This window comes from Arthrobacter sp. BB-1, assembly GCF_006151685.1.
Taxonomy (GTDB): domain Bacteria; phylum Actinomycetota; class Actinomycetes; order Actinomycetales; family Micrococcaceae; genus Arthrobacter.
In genome coordinates, this window is record NZ_VDEV01000005.1 from 217,968 (window position 1) to 242,619 (window position 24,652).

A 24,652-nucleotide genomic window follows, 5' to 3' on the forward strand; every position below is an offset into this window, starting at 1 on the left:
CGTGCCCTAATTGCCGGTGCTGTACGGGAGCGTTGCCGCGGCCTCCAGTGCCATCCACGCCTGAAGCTGGGTTGAAAGTTCGACGACGGCGCCCGCGGGATAGGTTTCCCGTGCCGGCTTTGCAGCATGCATGGAGAAAATGCCCGCGCTGTGTTTTCCGTGAGCCTCGCCGGCCGCGAGGGGGCGCCTTCCGTCCCAGAAGGCCGCAGCGGTGTTGGCCACCAGCGTGGCGGCGGTGCGGCGGGTGTGCGCGGAAAGCCGGGAGTCGGCCGCCGCGAGGGCCAGGTAGCGGCAGAGGATTCCGGTGAACAGGCCCCCGTCTCCTGTTCCCTCGCACCGCAGGACGCGGCCCTCGCCGGCGGGTGGCGTGGCGGGAACCGTCAGCAGCCGGTCCACTGCGTCCACCACCACGGCTGCCCGGGCCAGGTTCGCTTCCCCGCCCTGTTCCAGGAGGGCGCCAAGGACGGGGCCCTGATTGTAGGTGTAGACCGCCCGTTCCACTACCACTTCCCCGGCGGGGTTCAGCCGTGCACCATCGAGGTACAGGCCCTGGTCCGGGTCAAAGAGGGTGGCGTCCAGCCAGTCCAGCAGCGCCTGCGCCTTCCCGGGGTGGCCCGTCCGGGCGAAGTGAAGGGCGATGGGGGCCGTGGCCGGGGTGTTCTTGAAATCCCGCGCCTTGCTCCAGAAGGCACCGCCGCCCATGTCACTTGTGCAGGCAGCCGCGAACTGTCGCGTGAGGGACTTTCGGACGTGCGCGTTGCGCCTGCGCCCCGGCGCGCCGGTCTCTTCGGCAAGCTTGTCGAGCCGGTGGGTGGCAAGCGCCAGCCAGGCCATGTCGTCGTAATAGTTGTTGACGAAGGTGAAGGCGTTCCGCAGCCAAATGCCGGTGACCAGGCGGGAGGCGAGCCGCCCGGCGCTGGGGTGGTCCGGGCCGTTGTACCTCGCGGCCGGGGTGGCGCGGTGGCCCAGTTCGCGCCGCCCGGCATCCACCAGGCAGTCAACGTAGTGGGCCTGCCACCAGTAATGCCAAGGGCCCAGGAGCGCGCCCCTTGGATCCCGGCGCCAGGAAGGTGGGGGCCACTGCACGGCGCCGAGATGGGTGCCCGGCAGGAAAAGAAGCCTCCTGCCATGGAGCGCGGTCACCGATCGGGCAGCTTCGGTTGCCCTGCCATGCCACGGGGAAAGATCCTGGCGGGCAGGGGCGGGATCCGGGCGCGTCATGCGTTCCACCCTAACCCCGCTTGACTTGCCTGCGCGGGAAGCCCCTGGTGATGCGGGCCTCCCGGATTTCAGTTAACATGCACTAACTAACCTGCGCGGCCGCCCTGCCGTGGGGGCCCGCATCAAGGAGGATGTATGGACGTCAATGGCACTGTGGCGCTGGTGACCGGGGGTGCCTCCGGCCTGGGGGCGGCGACTGCCCGGCGCCTGTTTCGGGACGGCGCTTCCGTAGTGCTGGTTGACCTCCCGTCCTCGGCAGGGGCTGCCCTCGCGGAAGAACTGAACCAGTCCGGCGCTCCCGGCAGGTCGGCCGCCTTTTCACCGGCGGACGTGACCAGCGAGTCCCAAGTGCAGGCCGCCGTCGACACGGCCGTCCGCCTTGGTCCGCTGCGGATCGTGGTGAATTGCGCCGGGATCGCCACCCCCGGAAAGGTCCTGGGCCGGGACGGCGTGCTTCCGCTCGAGGCCTTCGGCCGGGTGGTCCAGGTGAACCTCCTTGGCACGTTCAATGTGCTGCGGCTCGCGGCGGCGGCAATGGTAGCCACCGAGCCGGCCGGGACGGCACTGGGCGGACCGGAACGCGGCGTCATCATCAACACCGCCTCGGTTGCGGCCTTCGAGGGCCAGATCGGCCAGCCCGCGTATGCGGCATCGAAGGGTGCGGTGGCGGCCATGACGCTGCCCATCGCCCGGGAACTGGCGCGCTCGCTGGTCCGGGTGGTCACCATCGCCCCGGGCATCTTCGAGACGCCCATGATGGCCGGCCTCCCGCAGGAGGCCCAGGACTCATTGGGTGCCCAGGTTCCGCACCCCTCCCGGCTGGGCAGGCCCGATGAGTACGCAAACCTGGTGGCGCACATCGTGGACAACGCCATGCTGAACGGGGAGACCATCCGCCTGGACGGTGCCATCCGGATGGGCCCGAAGTGACTGCGCACGGGATGGAGGACGGCAGCCTGCCGGAGCTGCCCTCCGCGGACTTTTTCGCCTTTGAATCCCTGCTGGGCCAAAAGGAACGGGACAAGCTCGCCGAACTGCGGAATTTCCTGGCCGCCGAGATTGCGCCGTACGCAGGGGACTGGTGGAACAAGGCCGAATTCCCCGCACACATCCTGCCCAGACTGGCTGCCCTTGGACTGAGCGCGCCCGCCAAGCGCGGCTACAGCAACCTGTTTGCCGGTTTGGTCATTGCCGAGATGACGCGCGTTGACACCTCGATCGCCACCTTCTTCCTGGTCCACCACGACCTGTTCGTCCAGGCACTGTACGACTTCGGCAGTGAGGACCAGAAGCGGCGGCTGCTGGCGGACGCCTCGGATCTGCGCATCACGGGTGCCTTCGCCCTGACTGAGCCCAGCCACGGTTCGGACGTGGCAGGCGGCATGGAGACGCGCGCCAGGCGCATTTCGTCCGCAACAGGCGAGGCGGACGACGGCGGTGATGCCTGGGTGCTGAACGGCGCGAAGCGATGGATCGGCAACGGGACGTTCTGCGACTACCTGCTGGTGTGGGCGCTGGATGAGGCGGACGGCTCGGTCCGCGGGTTCATCGTGGACGCTACCTTGCCGGGCGTCACCCGGACCCGGATCGAAAACAAGATTGCGCTGCGGACGGTGCAGAACGCGGACATCCTCCTGGCGGACGTCCGGGTGGCTGAGGCGGACCGGTTCGGGTCCGTCAGCAGCTTCGAGGACACCAAGGAGCTTTTGCGGGGCTCGCGGATCATGGTCGCGTGGCAGGCCGTGGGCCAGCAGCTTGCCGCGTTCGACGTCGCCCGGCAGTACGCCGTGGAGCGCCGGCAGTTCGGCCGCCCGCTGGCGCAGTTCCAGCTGATCCAGCAGCAGCTCGTGACCATGCTCGGCAACGCCGTAGCGAGCATGGGCATGATGGCCGGACTGGCGCGCCTGCAGGATGACGGCACCGCCGACATGCCGCAGGTAGCGCTCGCGAAGTCATACCTGAGCTCGCGTATGCGGGAAACCGTGGCTATGGGCAGGTCCATCCTGGGCGGCAACGGGATAGTGACTGATTACCGCATGGCCAAGATCTTTTCCGACGCCGAGGCCATCTACACCTACGAAGGCTCCTTCGAGATCAACACCCTGATTGCCGGCCGCGCCATCACCGGGGTTTCGGCAATCGCCTAGCTTTCGCGCGGGTAGGGCAGCTTCTCGCCGGCCTCCACGCGCACGTCCAGCGAGTTGTTCTTCACTGGCATGGGGCAGGTGCCGTACGGGGTGAAGGCACTGGGGTAGTTGATGGCACGGTTGAAATCCAGGACCACGGAGTTATCCGGGCGCGGCCGGGGCAGGGAGAGCTTCCGCCAGTCATCGGTGCTTTCGCCGTTGGTTTCATCATGGAAGGTGACGGTGAGTGCGCCGAGCTTTTCTTCCTCCGCCTGCAGCCGGAACTCGTGGCTGCTGCCGGGAATGCGGAACACCACCTCGCCCACGCTGCGGTGGATGCCGTCCACCAGCGCATTTGCGGTGGCGATGGGCACATCCACAGGTTCGGGATAGGGCTCGAACCGGCCGGTGACTTCCCACTCGGGGTTGTAGGGGAAGGTGGGAACGCCGCCGAATTCCGTGAGGACGGGCGAGCCCGAGTCCCGGGTGCGGATGGCGTAGCGGCCGGCCCGCATGGCGAGTTCCACCACCACCTGGTCACCGCCGGCGCCGCCGAACTGCACCCACATCAGGGACTCCTCATCGGCGAGCGCGGCGCTGATGGTCCCGGTGACTGCTTCTCCTGTCTCCACCAGGGACAGTCCGTCGGCGGGCACTGCGGTGAGTGCCGCCGTCGTACCATCCGTGGACCACAGGCCCGGTGCCAGGTCGACGGCGGCGGGGGAGTCCTCCAGCCACTGGAACGAGGTGAGGGTCAGCCAGCCGTGGCGGGCGGCGAGGGCCTTGTTGCGGTTGTCGCGGAAGCGCTGCCAGCGCTCCAGCCTGGCGGCGGGGACGGTACTCATGGTTCCTTTCACACGAGGGTTGCCCACGCTACAACCTCACTGCGCCAGCGTTCATTCCGGCCGATTTCCACTTTGCTGCGGTCCGCTCTGTTCAATAGGTGGGGTGGACATCCTTGCGGGCGTAAGCAGCGACTGGCTGAAGGCACTGACGTGGATCACGGCGGTGGTGGCCGGCGTGGCGCTGCTGCTGTGGCGGACCCGGCGGCCCGACCTGGCTGCCCTGGGCGCGGTGGGGGTCTTTATGGCCGCGAACGTGGGCGCGGGGATCTATGTCCTGAACCACCTGGGTGACGGCCGCTGGGGCGGGGACGCGCAGCCAAAGCTGAGCGCGCCGCCGCTCTCCGACACCCCGGTGGTGGGAAATTTCCTGGAGCCGCTGGAAGGGATGCTCGGCGGTGTGACAGACGGCGTCAACGAGTTCGTGGACTTCCGGTCAGCCCTTCCGGTGGCCCTTGATTTCTTTGCTGCCGCGGGCTGGGCGCTGGCCCTTTCCGTACCCGTGGCCCTGGTTGCACTGGCGGCCGCGGCCAGGGCGGCACGGCGCAGCAGGGCAGAATTCACGGCCTACAAGACCGAAGTTGAACAGCTCCGCGCGGAACTCGACCAGGTCAAGCGCCACGTCGGTTACCCGGCCGGCGACATTATCTGAGACGGATTCCCCGATGCCGCCGGAGTGCGGGTAGCATCTTTAGCTAGTTACGTGGCTCACAGTATCCAGCGCAGTGTACGAGCCAAGTCCGAACCCTCGAAAGATAGTTTCCATGGCTCACACTGCAACGAATCCCGAAACCGATCTTGCCTCCGAACTGAGGGCAGACGTCCGCCGCGTCTCCACCCTGCTGGGAGAATCGCTGGTCCGCCAGCACGGACCCGAACTCCTTGACCTGGTGGAGCAGGTGCGCCTCCTCACCAAGGAATCCAAGGAAGCTGCCCGCGGCGGTGCCGACGCCACCGGCCCCTGGAGCGCGCACGACGTCGTGGCCCAGGTCCGCGAACTCCTGGGCTCGCTGCCTATCGAGCAGGCCACGGACCTGGTCCGTGCCTTCGCTTTCTACTTCCACCTCGCCAACGCCGCCGAACAGGTGCACCGGGTGCGGGGCCTGCGTACGCGTGCCGAAAAGGATGGCTGGTTGGCCAAGACCGTGGCAGAGATCGCAGACCAGGCAGGGCCGGCAGTCCTCCAGGACGTGGTCAACGGGCTGGACGTCCGTCCCATCTTTACCGCCCACCCCACCGAAGCCTCGCGCCGGTCCGTGCTGGACAAGATCCGCAAGCTTTCCGACGTGCTGGCCCAGCCCACCGCCGAGGGCACTACGGCACGCCGGCGCCAGGACCGCCAGCTGGCTGAAATCATCGACCAGATGTGGCAGACGGACGAGCTCCGCCAGGTGCGGCCCACACCGGTGGACGAGGCCCGCAACGCCATCTATTACCTGGGCAGCATCCTGACCGACGCGATGCCGGAAATGCTCACCGAACTCTCGGACCTGCTCGGCGAGCACGGCGTGACCCTCGCATCACAGAACGCCCCCATCCGGTTCGGCTCCTGGATCGGCGGGGACCGGGACGGCAACCCCAACGTCACGGCGGCGGTCACCCGCGAAATCCTGCAGATCCAGAACCAGCACGCGGTCCGCATCAGCATCGGCATGATCGATGAGCTGATCTCCATCCTCTCCAACTCCACCGCGCTCGCGGGTGCCGACCAGGAGCTGCTGGAATCCATCGAGGCCGACCTGAAGAAGCTGCCCGGCCTGGACAAGCGGGTCCTGGAGCTTAACGCCCAGGAGCCCTACCGCCTGAAGCTGACCTGCATCAAAGCCAAGCTGATCAACACCGGCAAGCGGGTGGCGGCGGGCTCGCACCACGAACACGGCCGCGACTACAGCGGCACTGACGAACTCCTGGCGGACCTCGAACTGGTGGAGCTCTCCCTCCGCAACCACTCGGCGTCCTTGGCTGCCGACGGCGCCCTGGCCCGGGTCCGCCGCGCCATCGCCTCGTTCGGCCTCCACCTGGCCACCCTGGACATCCGCGAGCACGCGGACCACCACCATGACGCCGTCGGACAGCTGATGGACCGCCTGGGCGGCCCCGGCCTCCGGTACGCCGAGCTCAGCCGCGAGGAGCGCTTCGAGGTGCTGGGCTCCGAACTCGCCTCCCGCCGCCCGCTGTCCGGGCACCCGATCAAGCTCGACGGCGCCGCTGACGGCACGTACGACGTCTTCCGTGAGATCCGCCGCGCCCTCCGCACCTACGGCCCGGACGTCATCGAGACCTACATCATCTCCATGACCCGCGGCGCCGACGACGTCCTGGCAGCAGCCGTCCTGGCACGTGAAGCCGGCCTGGTGAACCTGTTTGGCGAAAAGCCCTACGCGAAAATCGGGTTCGCGCCGCTGCTGGAAACCGTGGAGGAACTCCGCGCCTCTGCCGAGATCGTTGACCAGCTGCTGTCCGATCCGTCCTACCGCGAACTGGTGCGGCTGCGCGGGGACATCCAGGAAATCATGCTCGGCTACTCGGACTCCAACAAGGAATCCGGCGTTATGACCAGCCAGTGGGAAATCCACAAGACCCAGCGCAAGCTGCGGGACGTCGCCGCCAAGCACGGCGTGCGCGTGCGCCTCTTCCACGGCCGCGGCGGGTCCGTGGGCCGCGGCGGCGGACCCACCTACGACGCCATCCTGGCGCAGCCCAACGGCGTGCTGGAGGGCGAAATCAAGTTCACGGAACAGGGCGAGGTCATCTCGGACAAGTACTCCCTGCCCGAGCTTGCCCGCGAAAACCTTGAGCTCTCCCTGGCCGCCGTGCTGCAGGGCTCCGCCCTGCACCGGGACCCGCGCACCTCCGCCGACCAGCGGGAACGCTACGGGCACGTCATGGAGACAATCTCCGACGCCGCGTTCGACCGGTACCGGAACCTGATCGACCACCCCGACCTTCCGGCCTACTTCCTGGCCGCCACCCCGGTGGAGCAGCTGGGCTCGCTGAACATCGGCTCCCGCCCGTCCAAGCGCCCCGATTCCGGTGCGGGCCTTGGCGGCCTGCGCGCCATCCCGTGGGTGTTCGGCTGGACCCAGTCCCGCCAGATCGTCCCGGGCTGGTATGGCGTTGGTTCCGGCCTCAGGGCTGCCCGCGAGGCCGGCAACGCGGCCCAGCTTGTGGAGATGTGGGAGAACTGGCATTTCTTCCGGTCCGTGCTCTCCAACGTGGAGATGACCCTCGCCAAGACGGACCTGGACATCGCCGGCTACTACGTCTCCACCCTTGTCCCCGAGGAACTCCACCACATTTTCCGGTCCATCCGGGAGGAGTACGAGCTGACCGTTGCCGAGGTCCAGAACCTGACCGGAGAGAGCCTGCTCCTGGACGCCCAGCCCACGCTCAAGCGTTCACTCGAGATCCGGGACCAGTACCTGGATCCGATCAGCTACCTGCAGGTGGAGCTCCTGCGCCGTGTCCGGGCCGAGGCCGCCGACGCCGCAGAAAAAGCGCAGGGCATCAGCGGAGCCGAGATCGACGAACGCCTCCAGCGCGCCATGCTGATCACCGTCAACGGGGTGGCAGCGGGCCTCCGCAACACCGGCTAAGCCCATACCGCGTTGCGCTATCACTTTTGGCCCTTCCCAAGCGCTGGGGCAACCACAAGTGATAGCGCATCCGCGCTGTGGCTACGGGCAGCTCACCTTCGGGTTGTAGGTCGCCAGGACACCGTCCGGGTTACCCTGCCAGAGGTACGCATGGAGGTCGTAGTGGATCGGCATGCCGGGGGCATGGCCGAGCATGGGGCCGTCGAAGTCCTTGCCAAACAAGGACGGCCGGTCGCCATCGGTGGCCAGGTTCTGGTCGAGGTCCACTTTGAACCATTCTGCTGCCACCAGCCTGAGGTGCCCCGCGCTGTTGGCTGCGTACGTCAGTGCATCCGGGGTCAGCGGGTCCATCCTGCCGAACTGGCTGAGATTGACGTAGTGGTAGCCCATGCCGGGAACGCATTCACCCAACGGCTCGTAGCCGGCCGCTATGGCTGCGTCTACGTTGTGATACTGGACTGTGGCCTGCCGCACTGCTGCAAGGTCACTCCGCCCCGGGCCCGCTGAAGCGGCGCTGATGCCCAAAACCGATGCCAGGATGCCTGCAAATACGGCTGCGAAAGCACGCAGGATACTCCGTCTCATGTTCCGTCTTCTTTTCTCGAATTGATACTGACGATGAGACCGCGGGCCCATTTTAGTCCCGCTCCACTGGAGAAGCCATGGGTCGTCTCTACTTCCTGCTGGCCGGGTCTGCGCCACCACTTGGCTAAGGTAATAGGCATGCCTTCTTTCCAGACCCGCTTGAAGATCACGGGGCTTCGGCCGGGCAACCCGCCTGAAGCCGTGATGGACGCCGCGGTGGAAGCGCTGGGAACCCGCCACCACGTGGAGTCGAACCAGTTGCAGATTGCCGGCGGGGTGCCGCAGCTGAACCTGCGGTTCCTCGTGGAGGCCACCGAATACAGCGGCGAGAACCAGCAGGCGCTGGAATCGGCAGCCATGATGAGGGACGCCGTCGAACGCGTTGCCCTTACGGGTTCGCTCTCGGTGCTGCGCCGCAACCGCGGCCGCTGGGCGCCCATCTAGGACCAGGCCGGCAGCAAGGGCCCGGCGTCATCCAGCATTCAGCCCAGGGGCCCGGGTTCCTCCACCGGCGACCGATTGCCGCGGCGCCGGGTCACGATCACACCGACGACGGCGCCCACCACCAGCCCGAGCGCCACGCCGATGAGCGAGCTGGCCCAGAACGGCAGTCTGGTTGCCGAGCCGGTGAAGTAGCCCAGGCCAACCAGCCAGCAAGCCCACAGCAACGCCCCGAGGCCCGCGCACAGGCTAAATCCGCGCACGGAAACGTTGGCTATGCCGGCCGCCGCAGAGGTGGCCAGCCGCCCGCCGGGGATGAACCTGGCCCCGATGATGGTCCCGTAGGTGGATGAGCGGCCGGCTTTGGCGATAGCCTCGTGGATGCCCTGGTGGACCCGCCGGCCCCACCGCCACCGGTCCAGGACGTGGCTCAGCCGCCGCCGGAAGAGCTGGAAGACCACCATGTCCCCGATCCAGGAGGCCAGGGCGGAGAGTATTCCAACCAGGAATACGTTGGCGCGCCCGTCTGCGGACAGGGCCCCGCCAGTGATTACCACCATCTCGGAGGGGACGGGCGGGAAGATGGCATCACCGAGAACCACGGGGATGATCCAGAAATAGATCGCCGTCCCCCAGCTCTCAGCGCTGCCGAAGTCCATGGGCACAAGGTACCGCACTTTGGGCGGGATGGCGGCGGGATTGCCCGGTTTGCAGGCACACGAAGCGCCCTTTCTGTACTCACCGTGGATGGAACGCGGCCACCAGCCCGGTGAGTTGCGGTGCTGGCTGGACACCGAGTTCTGCCGCCAGCCGGACAGCAAACATCCGGTAGGCACGGACCGCCGCTGCCCGGTTGCCGGCGGCGAGATGCGCCTGGACCAGGAGGAGGTGGGCGGATTCGCGAAGCGGCTCGATGTTAACCGCGGACAGTGCCGCGATCACCGCTTTGCCGGGTTCGTTCCCGGCAAGGTACTGCCGGGCCATGAGCTCCAGCGCGCCAAGGCGCAGCTGCCGCAGCCGCTCCTGTTCAAAGACCACCCAGTCCTCGTACCAGCCGGGCAGCAGTTCAGCCCGGCCAAGATGGTCCAAGTAGCTGTCCGGAACCTCGATTCCTGGCTGGTCGTGCAGGGTGGCGACCTGCCGCTGCAGGGATGCGACGTCCACGTTCACCGACTCGTCCAGCTCCAGGGTGTCGGCCGCTGCATGAATCAGGCGCGGAAAGGTGTGGGAGATGCACCAGACTGTGGTGCGCAGGTTCCCGGCGGCTTGCGTTTCGCTGCTTCGCGGCCACAACAGGCCGGAGAGGAAACTCCTGTGCCGCCGGCCGAGGAGGCCGACACAGGCGATCAGCCGCTGTTCCCGGCTGGCCACCTGGAATGTCTTGGTGCCCTGTTGCAGACGCCAGGCCCCCAGCAGGCTTAATTGCCATTCCTGCGCGAGAGCCCCCGTCATGCCATTCCCCTTCAAGCGGCAACGCGTGAAACCCCCAACACCCATCGTGGCATTTGGGCTGGTGCTGTCAATAACGTTCGAAAGAGAGGGGGAGGCTATTCACCAAAAAGGGGGAAATGATTTCCGCTCCGCAATTTTCGTTTGCCTGCTTATCAAGGCGTTTTTGTGCAGGATTCCGGACGCACGGCGCACGCTTCAGGCGGTGGTGCCGGCGTCCTGCTGCAGCAGGTCCAGCCAGCGGCGAACGGCTCGGACGATGTCGTCAGCACTGCCTGCGGCCTCGATGGATTCACCCTCCTGGCCGGGGCGGCTGGAAATCAGCCGGGCCCGAATGGCCTGGTTTTGTGCAGGCTCCACCCAAGCGCGGATTACCATCGTGCCTTCGCTGTCCGCCACGGGCGGTGCCTGCTTTCTTTGATCCAGTTATTTCCCAGCAATAAGCGGACATATTACCGCCCGGCATCACCATCCTAAACGCAGCATGTTTGCGGGCGGACCTCCGCCCCAAAGTTTGAAGCGCTGAAACAACGCCGGAATAACGGCCCAGTGATGAAAACACGACGGGTTTTCACGTTGACTGAACGGGAGACTTCGAAAGGGGGTGATTGACATGAAGGAACTCAGCATCCAGGACCTGGCGGGACAGCAAGCCGAGCTGCTGCCCACGCGGGAGACGCTGTACATCGACGGCAGCTTCGATCTCGCAGGCGTTATGGCCCACAACGCGTCCCTGGCCGTAAACGCCGGTTCACTGTTCTCGAACGCATACAGCGCTGCGCTGCAAAATGTCCATATAGGCCAGCATTAGTGCGTTTACCGTGCAATACCTGGACCCGGGTAACGCCCGGGGGAGAGGGCTGAGGTGCAATGACCACTTCACCCGAGCTACTACCTGGGGATCTCGACGCCGAAGGCCTGGAACTGCTTCCCGCGAGGGAAACCCTGTGCTGCTTCGACATCAACATCTCGCCGGTAATCGCAGTCAACCTTTCGATGGCCATCAATGCGGGGTCGATCGGTTCCGTCGCGAATGCCGGCGCTCTCCAGGAACTGCTGGTGCTGGAAGAGTAATCCGGCATATTCCGAAAAACCCGGTGGGCATGCTCCAACGCCGGAGCGTGCCCACTACCCGATTGAGGCTCAGCTTATTGGTGGAAATGTGGCAACGGCACCGGAGGCATCATTCGACCAGCGTTGGACTCCTGCGCCTGGACTTGTCTTCCTCGGCCAGGTCGAGGGGTCGGGGTTGAGGGAGCGCAGCTTCCTGCTGAAACGCGGCGACGGCCAGGTTGTCCAGCTTTCGGAACTGCTCCACCTGGTCATGGTTTCAATTTCGCCGGATAAGCCCCTTCCGCAGGCAGCCCGGGAAATCAGCGCCACCTACGGCCGGGAACTGGGTGCGAGCGGGCTTAGTTACCTTCTCCGCGCCAGACTGGCGCCGCTGGGGCTGGTCACCGACGCCGCAGTTGACCCTGCCCAGCTTCCGGGACCCCCAACAGCCGACCCGTTGCTCGCGCTGCGGTTGCGGGGAACCCTCCTTCCCGAAAAGGCGGTAAATAACCTGGCCCGGCTCCTGTCACCGTTGTTCTGGCCCCCCGTGGTGGCGGCAGTCCTGGTGGCGCTGGCCGTCGTCGATGCCCTGATGCTTGCCAGAGCCGACTTCCTGGCATCGCTGCAGCAAGTCTTCCTCGCCCCGGCGCTGCTGCTTGGCATCTTTGCCCTCCTGACGGCAGGAGCGGTGTTCCACGAACTGGGGCATGCAACAGCCTGCCGGTATGGCGGCGCACGGCCGGGTGTTATCGGAGTCGGCGTCTACCTGGTCTTTCCCGCTCTGTTCACGAACGTGACGGACTCCTACCGCCTTGGCCGTGGTGGCAGGATACGCACGGACCTTGGCGGGCTGTACTTCAACTGCCTGTGCCTGCTCGCCTTCGGCGCCGCCTACCTGGCATCGGGCCAGGGGTTTTTCCTGCTGGCGGCAGCATTGATGCACGTCGGGATGGTGCAGCAGCTGATCCCCACCCTGCGCTTTGACGGCTACTTTGTCCTGGCGGACATAGCGGGCGTCCCGGACCTGTTCAACCGGATCCGGCCTGTTCTGCTAAGCCTTGTGCCCGGTCGTCCCGCGGAACCGAAGGTCAAGGAGCTCCGCCCCTTTGCCCGGCGTATCGTGACGGCATGGGTGGTCACCGTTGTGCCGCTCCTGGTGTTTGCGTTCGGGTGGATGGTGCTGAACCTGCCTTTCATCCTGGAGCAGACGGCACGTGCTGTCCGGGAACACCTAGGGACTGCAGTCCGCGCGGTCGGGGCAGGGGACCCCGCCGCCGCGGCGCTCGCCGTCCTGTCCGTCCTCCTGCTGTCGCTGCCGGTGATCGGCCTGGGGATCCTGGTGTACCGGCTGCTGCGGGTCCTCCTCACCTTGCTCCACCGCCTGGCGGCCCGAGCCTTCACTCCCTCCGCGGGCAAGCCATCCATGAAGAAGCCGTCACAGAAAGGAATCCCGGCCATGGCTATCGATGTCCCCCCCGCCGCTGCGCACGACGACAGCGTTCCCACCCTTCAGGACTTCCTTGCCGACAGGCTGCAGCCGCCGTCCGTCCTGGCGGAGGCGGGCTGGCAGGGCGCCCTTCGCCGGCTTACCGGAAACTCCATCAGCGCTGCCCCCGGGCGCCGTGAACGCCTGCACCTAAAGGCTATCGAAGACGTCCAGCGCCGACTGGACGGGCCCCGAACGGTGGTAGTGGTGAACCCCAAGGGCGGCGCCCACAAGACCACTGCCACCCTGCTCCTCGCCGCCACCATGGGAACCCAGCGCGGCGGCTACACGCTTGCGTGGGACAACAACGAAACGCGGGGCACCTTGGGCTGGCGCGCGCCGCTGGCCGGCCACGCCAGGACGGCCGTTGACCTGTTGCAGGAGGTGGACCGCTTCGACGATCCCGTCCGTGGCCGGATCGGGGATCTGGACCGTTACGTGCGCTACCAGGGCTCAACGCAGTTCGACGTGCTCGCCTCGGACGAGGACGCGGCGGGGGCGGCCACCATTGGCAGCAGCGAGTTCAACCGGCTGCATGCTGCCCTGCGCCGGTTCTACCGGATTATCCTGGTGGACACCGGCAACAACATGCGGGCCTCCAACTGGGAAGCAGCGGTGGCGGCGGCGGACGGGCTGGTCATCGTTTCAACCCTCAGGGAGGACACGGTCGCCAGCGCCGTATGGCTCGTTGACGGACTGCGCGAACGCGGATTCGACGCGAAGGTCCGCAACGCTGTCACATTGCTTGCCGGGCCGTCGCGGGAGACCGACCTGCAGCTCCATGCCAAGGCCCACAACCACTTTGCCGGACTGACGAGGGAAGTCCTGGACGTCCCCTACGACCGGTCCCTCGTCTCCGGCGCGCGGCTGAACTACCAGGCGCTGCTGCCGGAAACGCGAGAAGCCTGGCTGCATGCCTCCGCTGCCGTAATGCGGGGCCTGTAACCGTCAGCGGCGGCCCCGGGCCGCCTTGCTGAGTTCAAGCCGGCTGCGATATTCCACGGGCTCGCCGGTAATCGGATCCCTGAAGCGGATGCCGCGGGCCAGCAGCTGGAGCGGCTGGCTGTAGTCGTCCGGGGCTTTGTCCAGCAGCTCCGGATAGAAGGCATCGTGGATGATGCCCAGGCCGAGGGACGCCATGTGCACCCGCAGCTGGTGGGTCTTTCCGGTGTGCGGCTCCAGCCGGTACCGCGCGAGGCGCCGGGGACAGCCTGATGCCGCGGCTGTGGCGCCGGAGGCACCCGACGAAGCGCCGGCGTCGAACGTTTCCAACTGTTCGATCCGTGTTTCCGCGTTGGGTTCACCGTCCACCACTTCGGCGAGCAGGTAGCTGCGGGACTTGGTCATCCTATTGCGGACCACCACGGGAAATTCGACGGCGGCGTGGCCGGGGGCAGGGTGGGCTGCGGCGACGCATTCGTACTCCTTTTGCACCTGGCGCTTCTCGAAGAGCACCTGGTACTTGCCGCGGGTCTGCGGATTGGTGGAGAACAGCAGTACGCCCGCGGTCATCCGGTCAAGCCGGTGCATGGGGATCAGGTCCGGCAGTTCCAGTTGGTTGCGCAGCCGCACCAGTGCGGACTCCTGGATGTACGTGCCGCCGGGGGTGGTGGGCAGGAAGTGCGGTTTGTCCACCACCAGCAGGTGCTCGTCCTGGTGCAGGATGCTGATGTCCACCGGGATCCGCGTCTCCGGCGGCAGGCTGCGGTAGTACCAGATGAAGGTGTGCTCCTGGAGGGGAGTGGCCCGGTCCAGCGGTATCCCGCCCTCGCCCACGATCTCGCCGGCGTCGAACCTGTCCTCGATGCCCTGCGGATCGATGTGCCCCCAGCGGTGCATCATGTAGTCCATGGCCGTGTCCCAGGGGCCCTCCTCCGGCAGGCGCAGGCGGGTGGCGTTCACGCCGTCGCGCACGGGGAGGGGGGATTGCATCACCGGTCCATTCTACCGGCGCCGCTGATGGCCCGGGACCTAAAACCGACGGCAAAAAAGTTCTTGACAATAAAAGTTGTCGGTAGCAATACTGGAAACATGTTGGAGATAGCGGTCATCGAGGACCCGGCGGCGGCCGAGGTATCACTGGATCCCATCCGTACCCGGATTCTCCGTGAGCTAGTCCAGCCGGCGTCGGCCACCCGGCTCGCGGTACGGCTGGCGCTGCCGAGGCAGAAGGTCAACTACCACCTCAAAGCACTGGAGAAGCATGGCCTGGTGGAGCTGGTGGAGGAGCGGCGCAAGGGCAACGTGACGGAGCGCATCCTCCAGGCAACGGCCTCGTCCTACTTGATCTCGCCGCAGGCGCTGGCGTCGATCTCCCCGGATCCGGGCCGCTTTTCCAGCCATTTCTCGGCGTTCTGGCTGCTGGCGCTGGCAGGCCGGATGGTCCAGGAAATGGGGAAGCTGATTGCCGGTGCGGCCGCGGCCCGCCAGAAGCTGGCCACTTTCGCGGTGGACGGGGAAGTCACCTTCCGGACTGCCGCTGACCGGGCAGCCTTCGCCGAAGAGCTCGGCGTGGAGGTCACCCGGCTGGTGGACAAATACCACGACGGTGAGGCACCCCGCGGGCGGCGGCACCGCCTGGTGGTGGCCCTCCACCCCGTCCTCAAACCGGCCAAAGAAACCACGGAAACCCCCTCAGGCAAGGAGCAGGACAATGACTGACAACCGCAACTTCGAAATCGTCTACGACACTGAGCTTCCGGGCACGCCGGAGCGCGTGTGGGAGGCCGTGACCAGCGGAACGCCCGCGTGGATGTTCCCCACGGACCAGTGGCCCGACGTCAAGACCGTCAAGGAATACCCCACCCACCTAGTGTCCAGAATGGAGGGCCCTGACGGCTGGTTCAACCAGCTGGAGCATGTCCTGGAACCGCTCGACGGCGGCCGCGCCCGCCTGCACTACGTCCACAGCGGGATCTTCGCGGACAACTGGGACGAACAGTACGACGGCGCCTTCCGCCACACGGAGTTCTACCTCCACACGCTGGGCCAGTACCTGCAGTACTTCGACGGCAGGCCCGTGGTGTTCACGGACATCCAGGCGCCGGCAGCGTCCCAGGCGCCGGACGGCTTTGCCCGCCTGCGCGGGGCACTGGGGGTGGAGTCCGCGGATCCGGGTTCGCGCGTGGAGGTGGAGCTCGACGGCGTGGGGAAGCTTTCGGGGGAAGTGGACTTCTCCAATGAGCACTTCCTCGGCCTGCGGACTTCCGATGCCATGTACCGCTTCTTCGGCCGCAACGCCTGGGGAGCACCCGTGGGGATGACCGTCCATGACTTCAGCGGCACAGGGGATTCGGAAGCCACCGCGAAGCAATGGGGCAACTTCCTGGCTAGGGCGTACGCGTAAGGGTCTCCCACCTGGGACTCGCCAATTATAAACCGCCGCGCATATTCCCTGAGGCGCTCATGTACGGGCTGCGCCGGGGAATATGCGGGTCGGAAGCGAATCTGCGCGTCAGGCGATGGCCACGGCCGGCGCGTTTTTGAGGGTGCGCCGGAGTTGCGGGGCGGCGTCCAGCCGGTCCTGCGCTGAACGCAGGGCCAGGACGGCAGCCTCCAGTTTCTCCGGCGGAAGGGTGAAGGGCACCCGGAGGTAGCGCTCGAAAGCGCCGCCCACTCCGAAGCGCGGGCCTGCCGCAAGCCGGATCCCGAAGTCCGGGGCAATGATGGTCAGCGCAGTGCTGATGGGGCCGGGCAGCCGGCACCAAGCCGAGAGCCCGCCGGCAGGGTATGCCGTCTCCCATTCGGGCAAGTGGCCGGCAAGGAGTTCCAGAAGTGCTGCCCGGCTCTCCCGGAGTGCGCTAATCCGGGCCGGCAGCGGCTCGTCCAGGGCGCGGACCAGATGGGCGGCGGCAAGCTGCTCCATCAGGGGGCCGCCCAGGTCGAGTGAAGTCCGGGCGGCGGCAAACCGCTGGATCAGGCCGGGGGAGGCACGGATCCAGCCGGTGCGCAGGCCGCCCCAGTGGGACTTGCTGAGCGAGCCGATGGTCACCACTGCCGGGCTGAAGGCTGCGACCGGAGTTGTTTCGGCGCCGTCAAGGTTCAGCTCCCGGAGGGTCTCGTCCACCACCAGGACCGTGGCGGCGCCTGCGGCCGCACGCACCAACTGGCGGCGCTGGGAGTCGGGCATGAGCTGGCCCGTGGGATTGTGGAAGTCGGGAACCACGTAGGCCAGCTTGGGCCGCTGCTGCAGGGCCGCCCGCATGCCGTCCATGTCCCACGGCCGGCCCGCCTGGCCACTTGATTCGGGGCCGCCTGCTCTGGCACTACCCGCCCGGGGGCCAGCCCCTCCGGAGCCGCCGGAGAATGCCACCGGAACGGGCCTGCATCCCGCCGCCCGGATGGCATCCAGCGCGTTCGGGTAGCTGGGGTGCTCCACCAGCACCCGCTCCTGCCGGCCGGCAAGGGCGCGAAGGATGATGTTGAGGGCGTGCTGCGCCCCCGATGTCACCAGGATCTGGTCCGCAGTGGTGGGCGCCCCGGCCGCTGTGTAGCGCGCCGCCACTGCCTGGCGCAGGGGGAGCAGGCCGATGGCGTCGTAGCCGAATCCAGGGAGCAGGGCCGGGAGCTCGGTGAGGGCGGCCGCGAACGCACGGTGCACCACCTCGCCGCTGGCCGGAAGGGAGGCGTAGGCGAGGTCGATCAGTCCTTCCGGGGCAGCCAGCCCGGGGGCGCTCAAAGCCGGGTCATTGCGCACGGGCCCCGTGAACACCGTGGTGCCTGCAGGTGTCAGGGGCGGAATCCGGGTCCGGCTCCTGCTTCCTTGGCTGCCGGTAAGGAAACCCTGCTCACGGAGCAGGCCATAGGCGGCAGTCACCATGGTCCGGCTGACGCCCAGGGCTTCGGACAGTGCCCGCTCGCTGGGCAGGGCAGTGTCCAGGGCCACGCGGCCGTCGAGCACCAGAAGGCGGACGACGTCGGCCAGCTCGCGGTAGCCGGCCGCCGCACCTACGTTCCACTCGCCCAAGAGGCGGGACAGGCCGGAGGCGGTCAGGGAAGACATCAGGCCAGTATCTCAGACTGGCTATGTAATTCAAGGCCAGTTTTCTGCCAGAGTCGTCTTTATGATGACCCGCAGACTTCTTCAGCTCTTTATCGGCCTTGCCATGTACGGCATCTCCCTCGCCATGTTCATCCGCGCCGGACTGGGCCTGGACCCGTGGGATGTCTTTCACCAGGGCGTCGCCGGAAGGACCGGGCTCAGCATCGGTGCGGTGGTCATCCTTGTGAGTTTCCTGGTGCTGCTGCTGTGGATTCCATTGCGGCAGTGGCCGGGGTTCGGCACCCTCTGCAACGCCGTCCTGGTGGGTGTGTTCGCTGACATCGGCCTCGCCCTGATCCCGGCTTTTTCACACCTGGGCGGACAGATCGGGCTGCTGGCCGGCGCCGTACTGCTGAACGGCATCGCTTCCGCCTGCTACATTGGCGCCCGGTTCGGTCCCGGCGCACGCGACGGGTTGATGACCGGCCTGGCCCGGCGCACCGGGTGGTCCGTGAGGGTGTCCCGAACGTTGATCGAAGTTGTTGTCCTGGCCGCCGGCTGGTTCCTTGGTGGCTCCGTGGGCGTGGGAACCGTTGTTTACGCCCTTGCCATCGGGCCCCTGGTCCAGCTGCTGCTGCCGATGTTCATGGTGCCCGCTGCGCCCGGCACGGACAATGGCGCTGGCGAGCACGCCAGCTTCGAAAGCCGTGGCGCCGCGGAAAGCCGCGGCAGCTCCGGAAAGCGCAGCACCTCCGAAGATACAGCGCCGGAGCCCCTGGCCAGCACCCGCTGACCGGACGGGCGGGGCCGAAATCCTAGGACAGTAACGGCTGGCATTTGGGACAGAAGTAGATGTCCCGTTCCTCATCGCCGTTCAGCTTGCCCAGCACGCCGCGCCGGACGGGGGTTCCGCACTTGAGGCACGGCTGGTGCTCCCTGCGGTACACCCAGTAGCCCGGCCGCCCGGCCATCCTGCCCACCGGCATGCCCCTGGCGTTGAGGACGGTGACCCGGCGGCCCGGGCCCAGGTTGACCTCCAGGAGCTGCCTGGCGTCCGTCACCAGGGTCCGCAGGTCCGCCACGGAGGAGACCGGCGAGGCCGGATGCACGCTGGACAGGAAGCACGCCTCGCACCGGTAGATGTTGCCGATCCCGGCAAGGTTCCGCTGGTCCAGGAGGGCCACGCCCACAGGCACGTCCGGGGCGGAGCGGATCCGCCGCTCTGCTTCGTCCGGGTCCCAGTCCGGTCCCAGCAGGTCCGGGCCAAGAAACCCCACGATCGAATCTTCGCTTGCGGTGGCCACCACTTCTACGATGCCCAGCGAGAATCCGACGGCGTCCGCCGCCGCAGTGCGCAGCACGCACCGGGCCGTGTAGCCGGGTTTCCGCCACTTTCCGCCAGGCGGGTAGACCTGCCAGGTCCCCTCCATCTTCAGGTGGGAATGGATGGTGAGCCTTTTGCCGTCCGGTCCCACCACGCGCATCAGCAGGTGCTTGCCACGGGGGACTACCTCGGCCACGGTCCAGCCGGCCAGGTTCAGGGTGGCGAAACGCGGAACGCGGAAATCCGAGGCGAGCAAGGTCTGCCCTGCCAGGGCCTGGTGCAGCTGGTGGGCTGCCCGCCAGACGGAGTCACCCTCAGGCACGGATCCTCAGTCCTTTAGGGGTGGAGTAGGCGCCGGCGGAGCTGAGGGCTGCAGCCACCGGGGTGTCCAGGATGCCGTGGCCATTGACCTTCTCCATGATCAGTTTGTCCACGGCGCCGCGGGTCACCACGCCCACCAGGGCTGTGCCCGCCGCCGCCAGCACGGCATCGTCGTCGCTGAAGGCCAGCAGTGTCTTCCCGCCCCGTTCCACGTACAGGACCAGCGCCCCGTCCACCAACACCACCAGGGCGCCCGCTTTCCGCCCGGGCCGGTGCCCGGTGCCGGCGTCGTCATGGAGGGCAGGCCAGGGGAGCGCGGCGCCGTAGGGGTTGGCGGGGTCCGTGGCGGCCAGGGCGAGGGCAACCGGCTCGGGCTTGGCGAGCTGGCTGTCCTCTGAATAGGAGCGCAGCCGGTCAACAGTAGCCGGAACGGCGAACTGGGCCGCGCCAAGGTGTTCGATGAAGTAGCCGCGGCGGCAGCGCCCCGCCTCCTCCAGCCTGGCCAGGACTTTGTACATCAGGCCGAAGCCGCCCAGGATTTGTTCAGCCATCACGGAACCCCTGGTGACCACGCCGTAGCGGTCCAGCAGGAGCTCGGCAGTGGCGCGGGCGTGGATAGTGGCGTCCAGTTCCGGCTGCGGAAGGGCGGACCAGCGGCCGGCCGCCATCGGGGGAGTTGCTGCCGCCCCGGCCAAGGCGCCGTAACGCCCGCCCGCCAATCCCGGCGAGCCCATGAGCCCGCTGCCGTGCGAACGGCCCAGCCTGCTGAGCCTGGGCGCCCTGGCACGCGGTGCCCGGGCCACTTGCCGGTGCGCCGTATGTCCGCCGGCAATCAGCGCGCGGACCGGGGCGAAGGTGTCCCCGGTGATCCGGCCCGCCCAGGCCAGGTCCCAGAGCGCCGCGACAACGTCCTGGTCGCTGAGCACGGAGTCCATGCCGCCGGCAACATCCGTCAGCTGCCGGAAGAAGTAGCCGCCGCCGTTGTTCCGCAGGTGGTCCAGCAGACGCTGCTGGGCGTCACCCGGTTCATACTCGACCGCGGGGTTCAGGGTCAGTTCCGCGGAGTCGGCCAGGTGAAGGCTGATCCAGCCGTCATTTCCTGGCAGGGCGCCCGCGCCGGACCAGAGGACTTCCCCGGCGGCCATGAGTTCATCCAGCATGGCCGGCTGGTAGTTGGAGACCCTGCTGGCGAGGACCAGGGGTTCCCACGCCGACGCCGGCACCGGAATTCCGGAGAGCTGGTCGACGGCGGTCACGATGCCGTCCAGGCCCCTCAGCGAGGGCTGGCCGCGGCCGGCTCCGGGGGTCCTGACATGCTGCCACGCAGGCAGGAAGCGCCCATAAGCCGCAGCGTCCACCGGCTCCACTTCAGCGCGGAGGGCTGCCAGCGAACGACGGCGGAGCTTCCGCAGGACCTCGGCATCGCACCATTCACTGACGGCAGGATGTGGGGACAGGCTCGGCGCGGGCATCCCACCTGTCGGCTGCGGACCTTCTTCCAGTCCGCTGGCGGGAGCGGCTCCGCCATCAACCGTGCTGTGCCGGGAAGCTTCCGGATGTGCCGCGTCAGCCTGTGCCGCCTCGGGGTGTGCCGCGTCAGGGGGTCCCGCTTCCAGCGGTGCGGCGTGCGGCCGGAACTCGCCCTCCACCACGCGCCCGTCGGCGGCCAGGCGCTTCAAAGCCGTGCCCACGACTGCCACGCCCAGGCCGAGCCGCGCTGCTGCCTCGGCTGCAGTAAAGGGCCCATGCGTACGGGCATAGCGCGACACCAGGTCACTGAGCGGGTCCGCCACGGGCTCGATAAAGGCGAGCGGGACGCCCATGGGCAGCGGAACGCCAAGGGCATCGCGGAGGCGCGCAGCGTCCTCAACGGCGGCGAACCGTTCCACGCCGCCAATGTTTACCTTGATGGCCCGGTTTGCCCGCTGCAGGGCAATGAGGTGGGCGGCGGCTTCTGCCGGTCCGGCGTGCGGGGTGGGGGCGTGAGGGGTGGGTGCGGGACCGGCTTCGGCAGGCTCAAGCGGGGCGGCCTCAACTGCCGGGGCCAGCTCAGCCGCGGGGGCAGGCTCCAGCGCCGCGGTCGGTTCCAGGCGGGCAGCCACCTCCTCCGGTGCCAGGGGGCCGAGGAGCCGCAGCAGGTCTGCTACGCCCTCCATGCCCCGCACGCGCCGGTCGCCGGCCAGCCGCTGCAGCTCGCGCTCGGTGGCCTCGATAACTTTGGGGTCCAGCAGTTCACGCAGTTCCACTCGCCCCAGCAGCTCGTTGAGGAGCGTGGAGTCCAGGGCCAGCGCGGCAGCCCGGCGCTCAGCCAGCGGGGAGTCGCCCTCGTAGAGGAACTGTGCCACGTACCCGAACAGGAGGGACTTGGCGAACGGCGACGGCTGGGAGGTGGTGGTCTGGACAATCCTCAGCTCGCGCCGCTCCACGGACGCCGCGATGTCCTTCAAGGCCGGGAGGTCGTAAACGTCCTGCAGGCACTCACGGACGGTTTCCAGCACGATGGGGAATGTGGGGTACTTCCGGGCAACGTCGAGCAGCTGCGCGGAGCGCTGCCGCTGCTGCCACAGCGGCTGCCGCTTGCCGGGCGTCTGCCGCGGCAGCAGGAGGGCACGGGCGGCACATTCCCTGAACCGCGACGCAAAGAGCGCACTGCCGCCCACCTCGGCGGTGACGATCTGCTCCAGCTCCTCGGGATCGAACAGGAACAGCTCGGCTCCCGGCGGCTCATCCTCCATCATCGGCACACGGAGGACAATCCCGTCGTCGGCGGCCATGGCGGAGCCGTCCATCCCGTAGCGCTGGTGGAGCCGCTGCCCGACGGCGAGGGCCCAGGGCGCGTGCACCGGCATGCCGAAGGGGCTGTGCAGGATCACCCGCCAGTCGCCCAGTTCATCGTGGAACCGCTCGACAACCAGCGTGGTGTCATTGGGGACCACTTCAGTGGCCTGCTTCTGCTCGCCCAGGTACTGGATCAGGTTGTTTGCGGCGAAAGCGTCCAGGCCGCTTGCCTGGCAGCGTTCGGTGGCAGGGCCGGCGTCGGACGCTGACAGTTCGCGGACGAACGCGCCGAGGGCGCGCCCCAGGTCCACCGGCCGCCCCAGCGAATCCCCCTTCCAGAAGGGGAGCTTGCCCGGCTGGCCGAAGGCCGGGGAGACAAGCACGCGGTCGTGCGTGATGTCCTCGATTTTCCAGCTCGTCGCGCCCAGGGCAAAGACGTCACCCACCCGCGACTCGTACACCATTTCCTCGTCCAGCTCGCCAACGCGCCGGCCGCCTTTCGGGGCGGGCGCCGGCTTGCCGTCGGCGGAAGGGGACCCGGTACCTTCCACCTCGGTGCCAATGATGTACACGCCGAAGAGGCCACGGTCCGGGATGGTACCGCCGGAGGTCACGGCGAGGCGCTGGGCCCCGGGCCGGCCTTCGATGGTGCCGGCGTTGCGGTCCCAGATGATCCGGGGACGCAGCTCGGCGAACTCGTCCGACGGGTAGCGGCCGGCCAGCAGGTCAAGGGTGGCTTCGAATGCGGAGCGGGGGAGGGACGCGAAGGGGGCGGAGCGCCGAACGGTGGAGAACCATTCCTCAACATCGATGCTGCCCAGGGCGGTGGCAGCGACGGTCTGCTGGGCCAGGATGTCCAGGGGATTGGCGGGGATGCTGAGGCGCTCGATCTTGCCGGCCAGCATCCGCTCAACGGTGATGGCTGTGTGGACAAGGTCGGCACGGTGCTTCGGGAAGAGGACGCCCTGGGAGACTTCACCCACCTGGTGGCCGGCGCGGCCAACCCGCTGCAGGCCGCTGGCCACGGAGGGCGGTGACTCCACCTGCACCACAAGGTCCACGGCACCCATGTCGATGCCCAGTTCCAGGGAGGAGGTGGCCACCACGCACCGCAGCCGCCCGGACTTCAGGTCGTCCTCGATGAGCGCCCGCTGGTCCTTGGAAACTGAGCCATGGTGGGCGCGGGCCAGGACGGGATCCGCCCCCGCCGAGCTTCCCGCCTGCGCCATCATGTGCGCCGGCGTGGCCGTGGAGGCAGGAACACCTGGTGCCGCCGGTTGCGGAGCCGGATCATCCCAGCCGCCGCCCACTGCCACGAGCTGCCGCTCGGCGTAAATCTCGTTGAGCCGTGCCGTGAGCCGCTCGGACAGGCGGCGGGAGTTGGCAAAGACGATGGTGGACTGGTTGGCGAGGACCAGGTCCACGATCTTCTCTTCCACGTGCGGCCAGATGGAGGCCTGCGGCTGCAGTCCGGAGGCCGGGCCCGAGTCGAAAGCGCCGGCAGCACCTTGGAGATCGGACATGTCCTCGACGGGGACCGAGACGGTGAGGTCCCAGTTCTTCTTCGCGGGAGGGGCGACGATTTCCACTGGTGCGGAACCTGCGAGGAACTGCGCCACGAGCTCCTTGGGTTCCACGGTGGCGGAAAGGCCGATGCGCTGCGCCGGCTTAGGCAGCAAGGCGTCCAGCCGTTCGAGCGAGACGGCAAGGTGGGCGCCGCGTTTGGTGCCGGCTACGGCGTGGACCTCATCGATGATGATGGTGTCCACTTCGGCCAGCGTTTCGCGTGCCCTGGATGTCAGCATCAGGAACAGCGATTCCGGGGTGGTGATGAGGATGTCCGGCGGGTTGGCCAGCAGGGTGCGGCGGTCTGCCGCCGTAGTATCCCCGGAACGGACGCCCACGGTGGTCAGCGGTGCCGGCAGGCCGAGCCGCTTGGCGGTCTGCGTGATGCCGATCAGCGGCGAGCGGAGGTTCCGCTCCACGTCCACGCCAAGGGCTTTCAGCGGTGAGATGTAGAGGACACGGGTCTTGCGTTTGGGTGCCCGGATCCGCTTGCCTTTTGCCGGCCCCTTTGCAGCGGGATCAGTGGCAGCGGCGCTGCTTGCCCCGGCGGCATCGCGGCCGGCAGCCTCGGTTGCCTCCGTGGAGGCGACGAGCAGCCGGTCCAGCGCCCAGAGGAAGGCCGCAAGGGTCTTTCCGGAGCCGGTAGGAGCTACCACCAGGGCGTGCGAACCGGAGGAAATCGCCCGCCAGGCGCCCTCCTGGGCGGGGGTCGGTTCTGAGAAGGCGCCGAGGAACCAGTCCCTGGTGGGCCGGCTGAACTGTGCCATGGCCTGTTCCTGGATCATGCCTCCATCATGCCCCACGCCACCGACAGTCCAAGCGGTGCCCACCCGGGCCGCGGGTCCGCTGGAGAGCTGCCAGGCCGCCGGAAACTTCCGCGCCC

General features: G+C 67.6%; 21 protein-coding genes. 11 read left to right on the plus strand and 10 right to left on the minus strand.

The genetic code is table 11. From position 1 onward, the window contains the following. Positions 1–6: 6 nt before the first annotated feature. Complete coding sequence (locus FHJ30_RS03825; RefSeq protein WP_139027926.1) at positions 7–1,221, minus strand: glycoside hydrolase family 76 protein; 1,215 nt, start codon at positions 1,219–1,221, stop codon at positions 7–9. A 135-nt stretch (positions 1,222–1,356) separates the two neighbouring features. Between FHJ30_RS03825 and FHJ30_RS03830 the strand changes: the two genes are divergently transcribed. After that, positions 1,357–2,151 (plus strand): 3-hydroxyacyl-CoA dehydrogenase, encoded by a 795-nt coding sequence (locus tag FHJ30_RS03830; protein ID WP_139027927.1) that lies wholly within the window; start codon positions 1,357–1,359, stop codon positions 2,149–2,151. Between the two features lie 11 nt (positions 2,152–2,162). Next, positions 2,163–3,368, plus strand: coding sequence for an acyl-CoA dehydrogenase family protein (locus FHJ30_RS03835; protein WP_139027980.1), 1,206 nt, complete (start codon positions 2,163–2,165; stop codon positions 3,366–3,368). Here the strand turns inward: FHJ30_RS03835 and FHJ30_RS03840 are convergent. After that, positions 3,365–4,192, minus strand: a complete 828-nt coding sequence (locus FHJ30_RS03840) for a DUF1684 domain-containing protein (RefSeq protein ID WP_139027928.1) — start codon at positions 4,190–4,192, stop codon at positions 3,365–3,367. The two genes, FHJ30_RS03835 and FHJ30_RS03840, sit on opposite strands and share 4 nt — an antisense overlap. Before the next feature lie 103 nt (positions 4,193–4,295). Between FHJ30_RS03840 and FHJ30_RS03845 the strand changes: the two genes are divergently transcribed. Beyond that, on the plus strand, positions 4,296–4,841 hold the full coding sequence (locus FHJ30_RS03845; RefSeq protein WP_171058906.1) for a hypothetical protein: 546 nt from the start codon (positions 4,296–4,298) through the stop codon (positions 4,839–4,841). Between the two features lie 112 nt (positions 4,842–4,953). Next, positions 4,954–7,785: a phosphoenolpyruvate carboxylase gene (ppc, locus tag FHJ30_RS03850; RefSeq protein ID WP_139027929.1), complete on the plus strand. Its 2,832-nt coding sequence runs from the start codon at positions 4,954–4,956 to the stop codon at positions 7,783–7,785. Between the two features lie 81 nt (positions 7,786–7,866). On the opposite strand, the gene FHJ30_RS03855 is transcribed toward ppc, so the two are convergent. Beyond that, entirely contained in the window at positions 7,867–8,370 is a 504-nt protein-coding gene (locus FHJ30_RS03855; RefSeq protein WP_139027930.1) for a hypothetical protein, read from the minus strand. A 138-nt stretch (positions 8,371–8,508) separates the two neighbouring features. Between FHJ30_RS03855 and FHJ30_RS03860 the strand changes: the two genes are divergently transcribed. Next, the gene (locus tag FHJ30_RS03860) at positions 8,509–8,814 is read left to right on the plus strand and encodes a hypothetical protein (RefSeq protein ID WP_139027931.1); all 306 of its coding nucleotides are present in this window, start codon (positions 8,509–8,511) and stop codon (positions 8,812–8,814) included. 38 nt (positions 8,815–8,852) lie between these two features. On the opposite strand, the gene FHJ30_RS03865 is transcribed toward FHJ30_RS03860, so the two are convergent. The 3 genes from FHJ30_RS03865 to FHJ30_RS03875 form a co-directional block, all read right to left on the minus strand. Further along, positions 8,853–9,470 (minus strand): DedA family protein, encoded by a 618-nt coding sequence (locus FHJ30_RS03865; RefSeq protein WP_139027932.1) that lies wholly within the window; start codon positions 9,468–9,470, stop codon positions 8,853–8,855. Positions 9,471–9,549: 79 nt separating this feature from the next. Then, the gene (locus FHJ30_RS03870; RefSeq protein ID WP_171058907.1) at positions 9,550–10,263 is read right to left on the minus strand and encodes a BTAD domain-containing putative transcriptional regulator; all 714 of its coding nucleotides are present in this window, start codon (positions 10,261–10,263) and stop codon (positions 9,550–9,552) included. 195 nt (positions 10,264–10,458) lie between these two features. Further along, positions 10,459–10,659, minus strand: coding sequence for a hypothetical protein (locus tag FHJ30_RS03875; RefSeq protein ID WP_139027934.1), 201 nt, complete (start codon positions 10,657–10,659; stop codon positions 10,459–10,461). A 214-nt stretch (positions 10,660–10,873) separates the two neighbouring features. On the opposite strand from FHJ30_RS03875, the gene FHJ30_RS03880 reads away from it, so the two are divergent. The 3 genes from FHJ30_RS03880 (at position 10,874) to FHJ30_RS03890 (ending at position 13,744) form a co-directional block, all read left to right on the plus strand. Then, positions 10,874–11,071, plus strand: a complete 198-nt coding sequence (locus tag FHJ30_RS03880) for a hypothetical protein (RefSeq protein WP_139027935.1) — start codon at positions 10,874–10,876, stop codon at positions 11,069–11,071. Between the two features lie 59 nt (positions 11,072–11,130). Further along, positions 11,131–11,334, plus strand: coding sequence for a hypothetical protein (locus FHJ30_RS03885; protein WP_139027936.1), 204 nt, complete (start codon positions 11,131–11,133; stop codon positions 11,332–11,334). Between the two features lie 88 nt (positions 11,335–11,422). After that, positions 11,423–13,744 carry a hypothetical protein gene (locus FHJ30_RS03890; protein ID WP_139027937.1) on the plus strand — a complete coding sequence of 774 codons (2,322 nt, stop codon included), beginning with the start codon at positions 11,423–11,425 and terminating at the stop codon, positions 13,742–13,744. 3 nt (positions 13,745–13,747) lie between these two features. On the opposite strand, the gene FHJ30_RS03895 is transcribed toward FHJ30_RS03890, so the two are convergent. Then, positions 13,748–14,731 (minus strand): RluA family pseudouridine synthase, encoded by a 984-nt coding sequence (locus FHJ30_RS03895; RefSeq protein ID WP_139027982.1) that lies wholly within the window; start codon positions 14,729–14,731, stop codon positions 13,748–13,750. 99 nt (positions 14,732–14,830) lie between these two features. Between FHJ30_RS03895 and FHJ30_RS03900 the strand changes: the two genes are divergently transcribed. Together FHJ30_RS03900 and FHJ30_RS03905 are read left to right on the plus strand one after the other, a co-directional pair. Beyond that, positions 14,831–15,460, plus strand: a complete 630-nt coding sequence (locus FHJ30_RS03900) for a helix-turn-helix domain-containing protein (RefSeq protein ID WP_139027938.1) — start codon at positions 14,831–14,833, stop codon at positions 15,458–15,460. Next, a complete protein-coding gene (locus FHJ30_RS03905; protein WP_139027939.1) occupies positions 15,453–16,145 on the plus strand; it encodes an SRPBCC domain-containing protein in 693 nt (230 codons plus the stop codon). The genes FHJ30_RS03900 and FHJ30_RS03905 overlap by 8 nt, the downstream gene beginning before the upstream one ends. Before the next feature lie 108 nt (positions 16,146–16,253). On the opposite strand, the gene FHJ30_RS03910 is transcribed toward FHJ30_RS03905, so the two are convergent. Continuing rightward, positions 16,254–17,801, minus strand: coding sequence for a PLP-dependent aminotransferase family protein (locus tag FHJ30_RS03910; protein ID WP_373683167.1), 1,548 nt, complete (start codon positions 17,799–17,801; stop codon positions 16,254–16,256). Positions 17,802–17,862: 61 nt separating this feature from the next. Here FHJ30_RS03910 and FHJ30_RS03915 point away from each other — a divergent pair, with 61 nt between their 5' ends. Beyond that, complete coding sequence (locus FHJ30_RS03915; protein WP_240793571.1) at positions 17,863–18,573, plus strand: YitT family protein; 711 nt, start codon at positions 17,863–17,865, stop codon at positions 18,571–18,573. Positions 18,574–18,595: 22 nt separating this feature from the next. On the opposite strand, the gene FHJ30_RS03920 is transcribed toward FHJ30_RS03915, so the two are convergent. Both FHJ30_RS03920 and FHJ30_RS03925 read right to left on the minus strand, forming a co-directional pair. After that, positions 18,596–19,426 (minus strand): Fpg/Nei family DNA glycosylase, encoded by an 831-nt coding sequence (locus FHJ30_RS03920; RefSeq protein ID WP_139027941.1) that lies wholly within the window; start codon positions 19,424–19,426, stop codon positions 18,596–18,598. After that, the gene (locus FHJ30_RS03925) at positions 19,419–24,554 is read right to left on the minus strand and encodes a DEAD/DEAH box helicase (RefSeq protein WP_139027942.1); all 5,136 of its coding nucleotides are present in this window, start codon (positions 24,552–24,554) and stop codon (positions 19,419–19,421) included. The genes FHJ30_RS03920 and FHJ30_RS03925 overlap by 8 nt, the downstream gene beginning before the upstream one ends. Between the last annotated feature and the right edge of the window lie 98 nt (positions 24,555–24,652).

What these genes read in the sequence shown, in the direction of transcription:
- FHJ30_RS03825 (WP_139027926.1), bottom strand. Translation starts at nt 1,221, where the DNA reads ATGACGCGCCCGGATCCCGCCCCTGCCCGCCAGGATCTTTCCCCGTGG.
- FHJ30_RS03830 (WP_139027927.1), top strand. Translation starts at nt 1,357, where the DNA reads ATGGACGTCAATGGCACTGTGGCGCTGGTGACCGGGGGTGCCTCCGGC.
- FHJ30_RS03835 (WP_139027980.1), top strand. Translation starts at nt 2,163, where the DNA reads ATGGAGGACGGCAGCCTGCCGGAGCTGCCCTCCGCGGACTTTTTCGCC.
- FHJ30_RS03840 (WP_139027928.1), bottom strand. Translation starts at nt 4,192, where the DNA reads ATGAGTACCGTCCCCGCCGCCAGGCTGGAGCGCTGGCAGCGCTTCCGC.
- ppc (WP_139027929.1), top strand. Translation starts at nt 4,954, where the DNA reads ATGGCTCACACTGCAACGAATCCCGAAACCGATCTTGCCTCCGAACTG.
- FHJ30_RS03855 (WP_139027930.1), bottom strand. Translation starts at nt 8,370, where the DNA reads ATGAGACGGAGTATCCTGCGTGCTTTCGCAGCCGTATTTGCAGGCATC.
- FHJ30_RS03860 (WP_139027931.1), top strand. Translation starts at nt 8,509, where the DNA reads ATGCCTTCTTTCCAGACCCGCTTGAAGATCACGGGGCTTCGGCCGGGC.
- FHJ30_RS03865 (WP_139027932.1), bottom strand. Translation starts at nt 9,470, where the DNA reads ATGGACTTCGGCAGCGCTGAGAGCTGGGGGACGGCGATCTATTTCTGG.
- FHJ30_RS03870 (WP_171058907.1), bottom strand. Translation starts at nt 10,263, where the DNA reads ATGACGGGGGCTCTCGCGCAGGAATGGCAATTAAGCCTGCTGGGGGCC.
- FHJ30_RS03880 (WP_139027935.1), top strand. Translation starts at nt 10,874, where the DNA reads ATGAAGGAACTCAGCATCCAGGACCTGGCGGGACAGCAAGCCGAGCTG.
- FHJ30_RS03885 (WP_139027936.1), top strand. Translation starts at nt 11,131, where the DNA reads ATGACCACTTCACCCGAGCTACTACCTGGGGATCTCGACGCCGAAGGC.
- FHJ30_RS03895 (WP_139027982.1), bottom strand. Translation starts at nt 14,731, where the DNA reads ATGCAATCCCCCCTCCCCGTGCGCGACGGCGTGAACGCCACCCGCCTG.
- FHJ30_RS03900 (WP_139027938.1), top strand. Translation starts at nt 14,831, where the DNA reads ATGTTGGAGATAGCGGTCATCGAGGACCCGGCGGCGGCCGAGGTATCA.
- FHJ30_RS03905 (WP_139027939.1), top strand. Translation starts at nt 15,453, where the DNA reads ATGACTGACAACCGCAACTTCGAAATCGTCTACGACACTGAGCTTCCG.
- FHJ30_RS03910 (WP_373683167.1), bottom strand. Translation starts at nt 17,801, where the DNA reads ATGTCTTCCCTGACCGCCTCCGGCCTGTCCCGCCTCTTGGGCGAGTGG.
- FHJ30_RS03915 (WP_240793571.1), top strand. Translation starts at nt 17,863, where the DNA reads ATGATGACCCGCAGACTTCTTCAGCTCTTTATCGGCCTTGCCATGTAC.
- FHJ30_RS03925 (WP_139027942.1), bottom strand. Translation starts at nt 24,554, where the DNA reads ATGATCCAGGAACAGGCCATGGCACAGTTCAGCCGGCCCACCAGGGAC.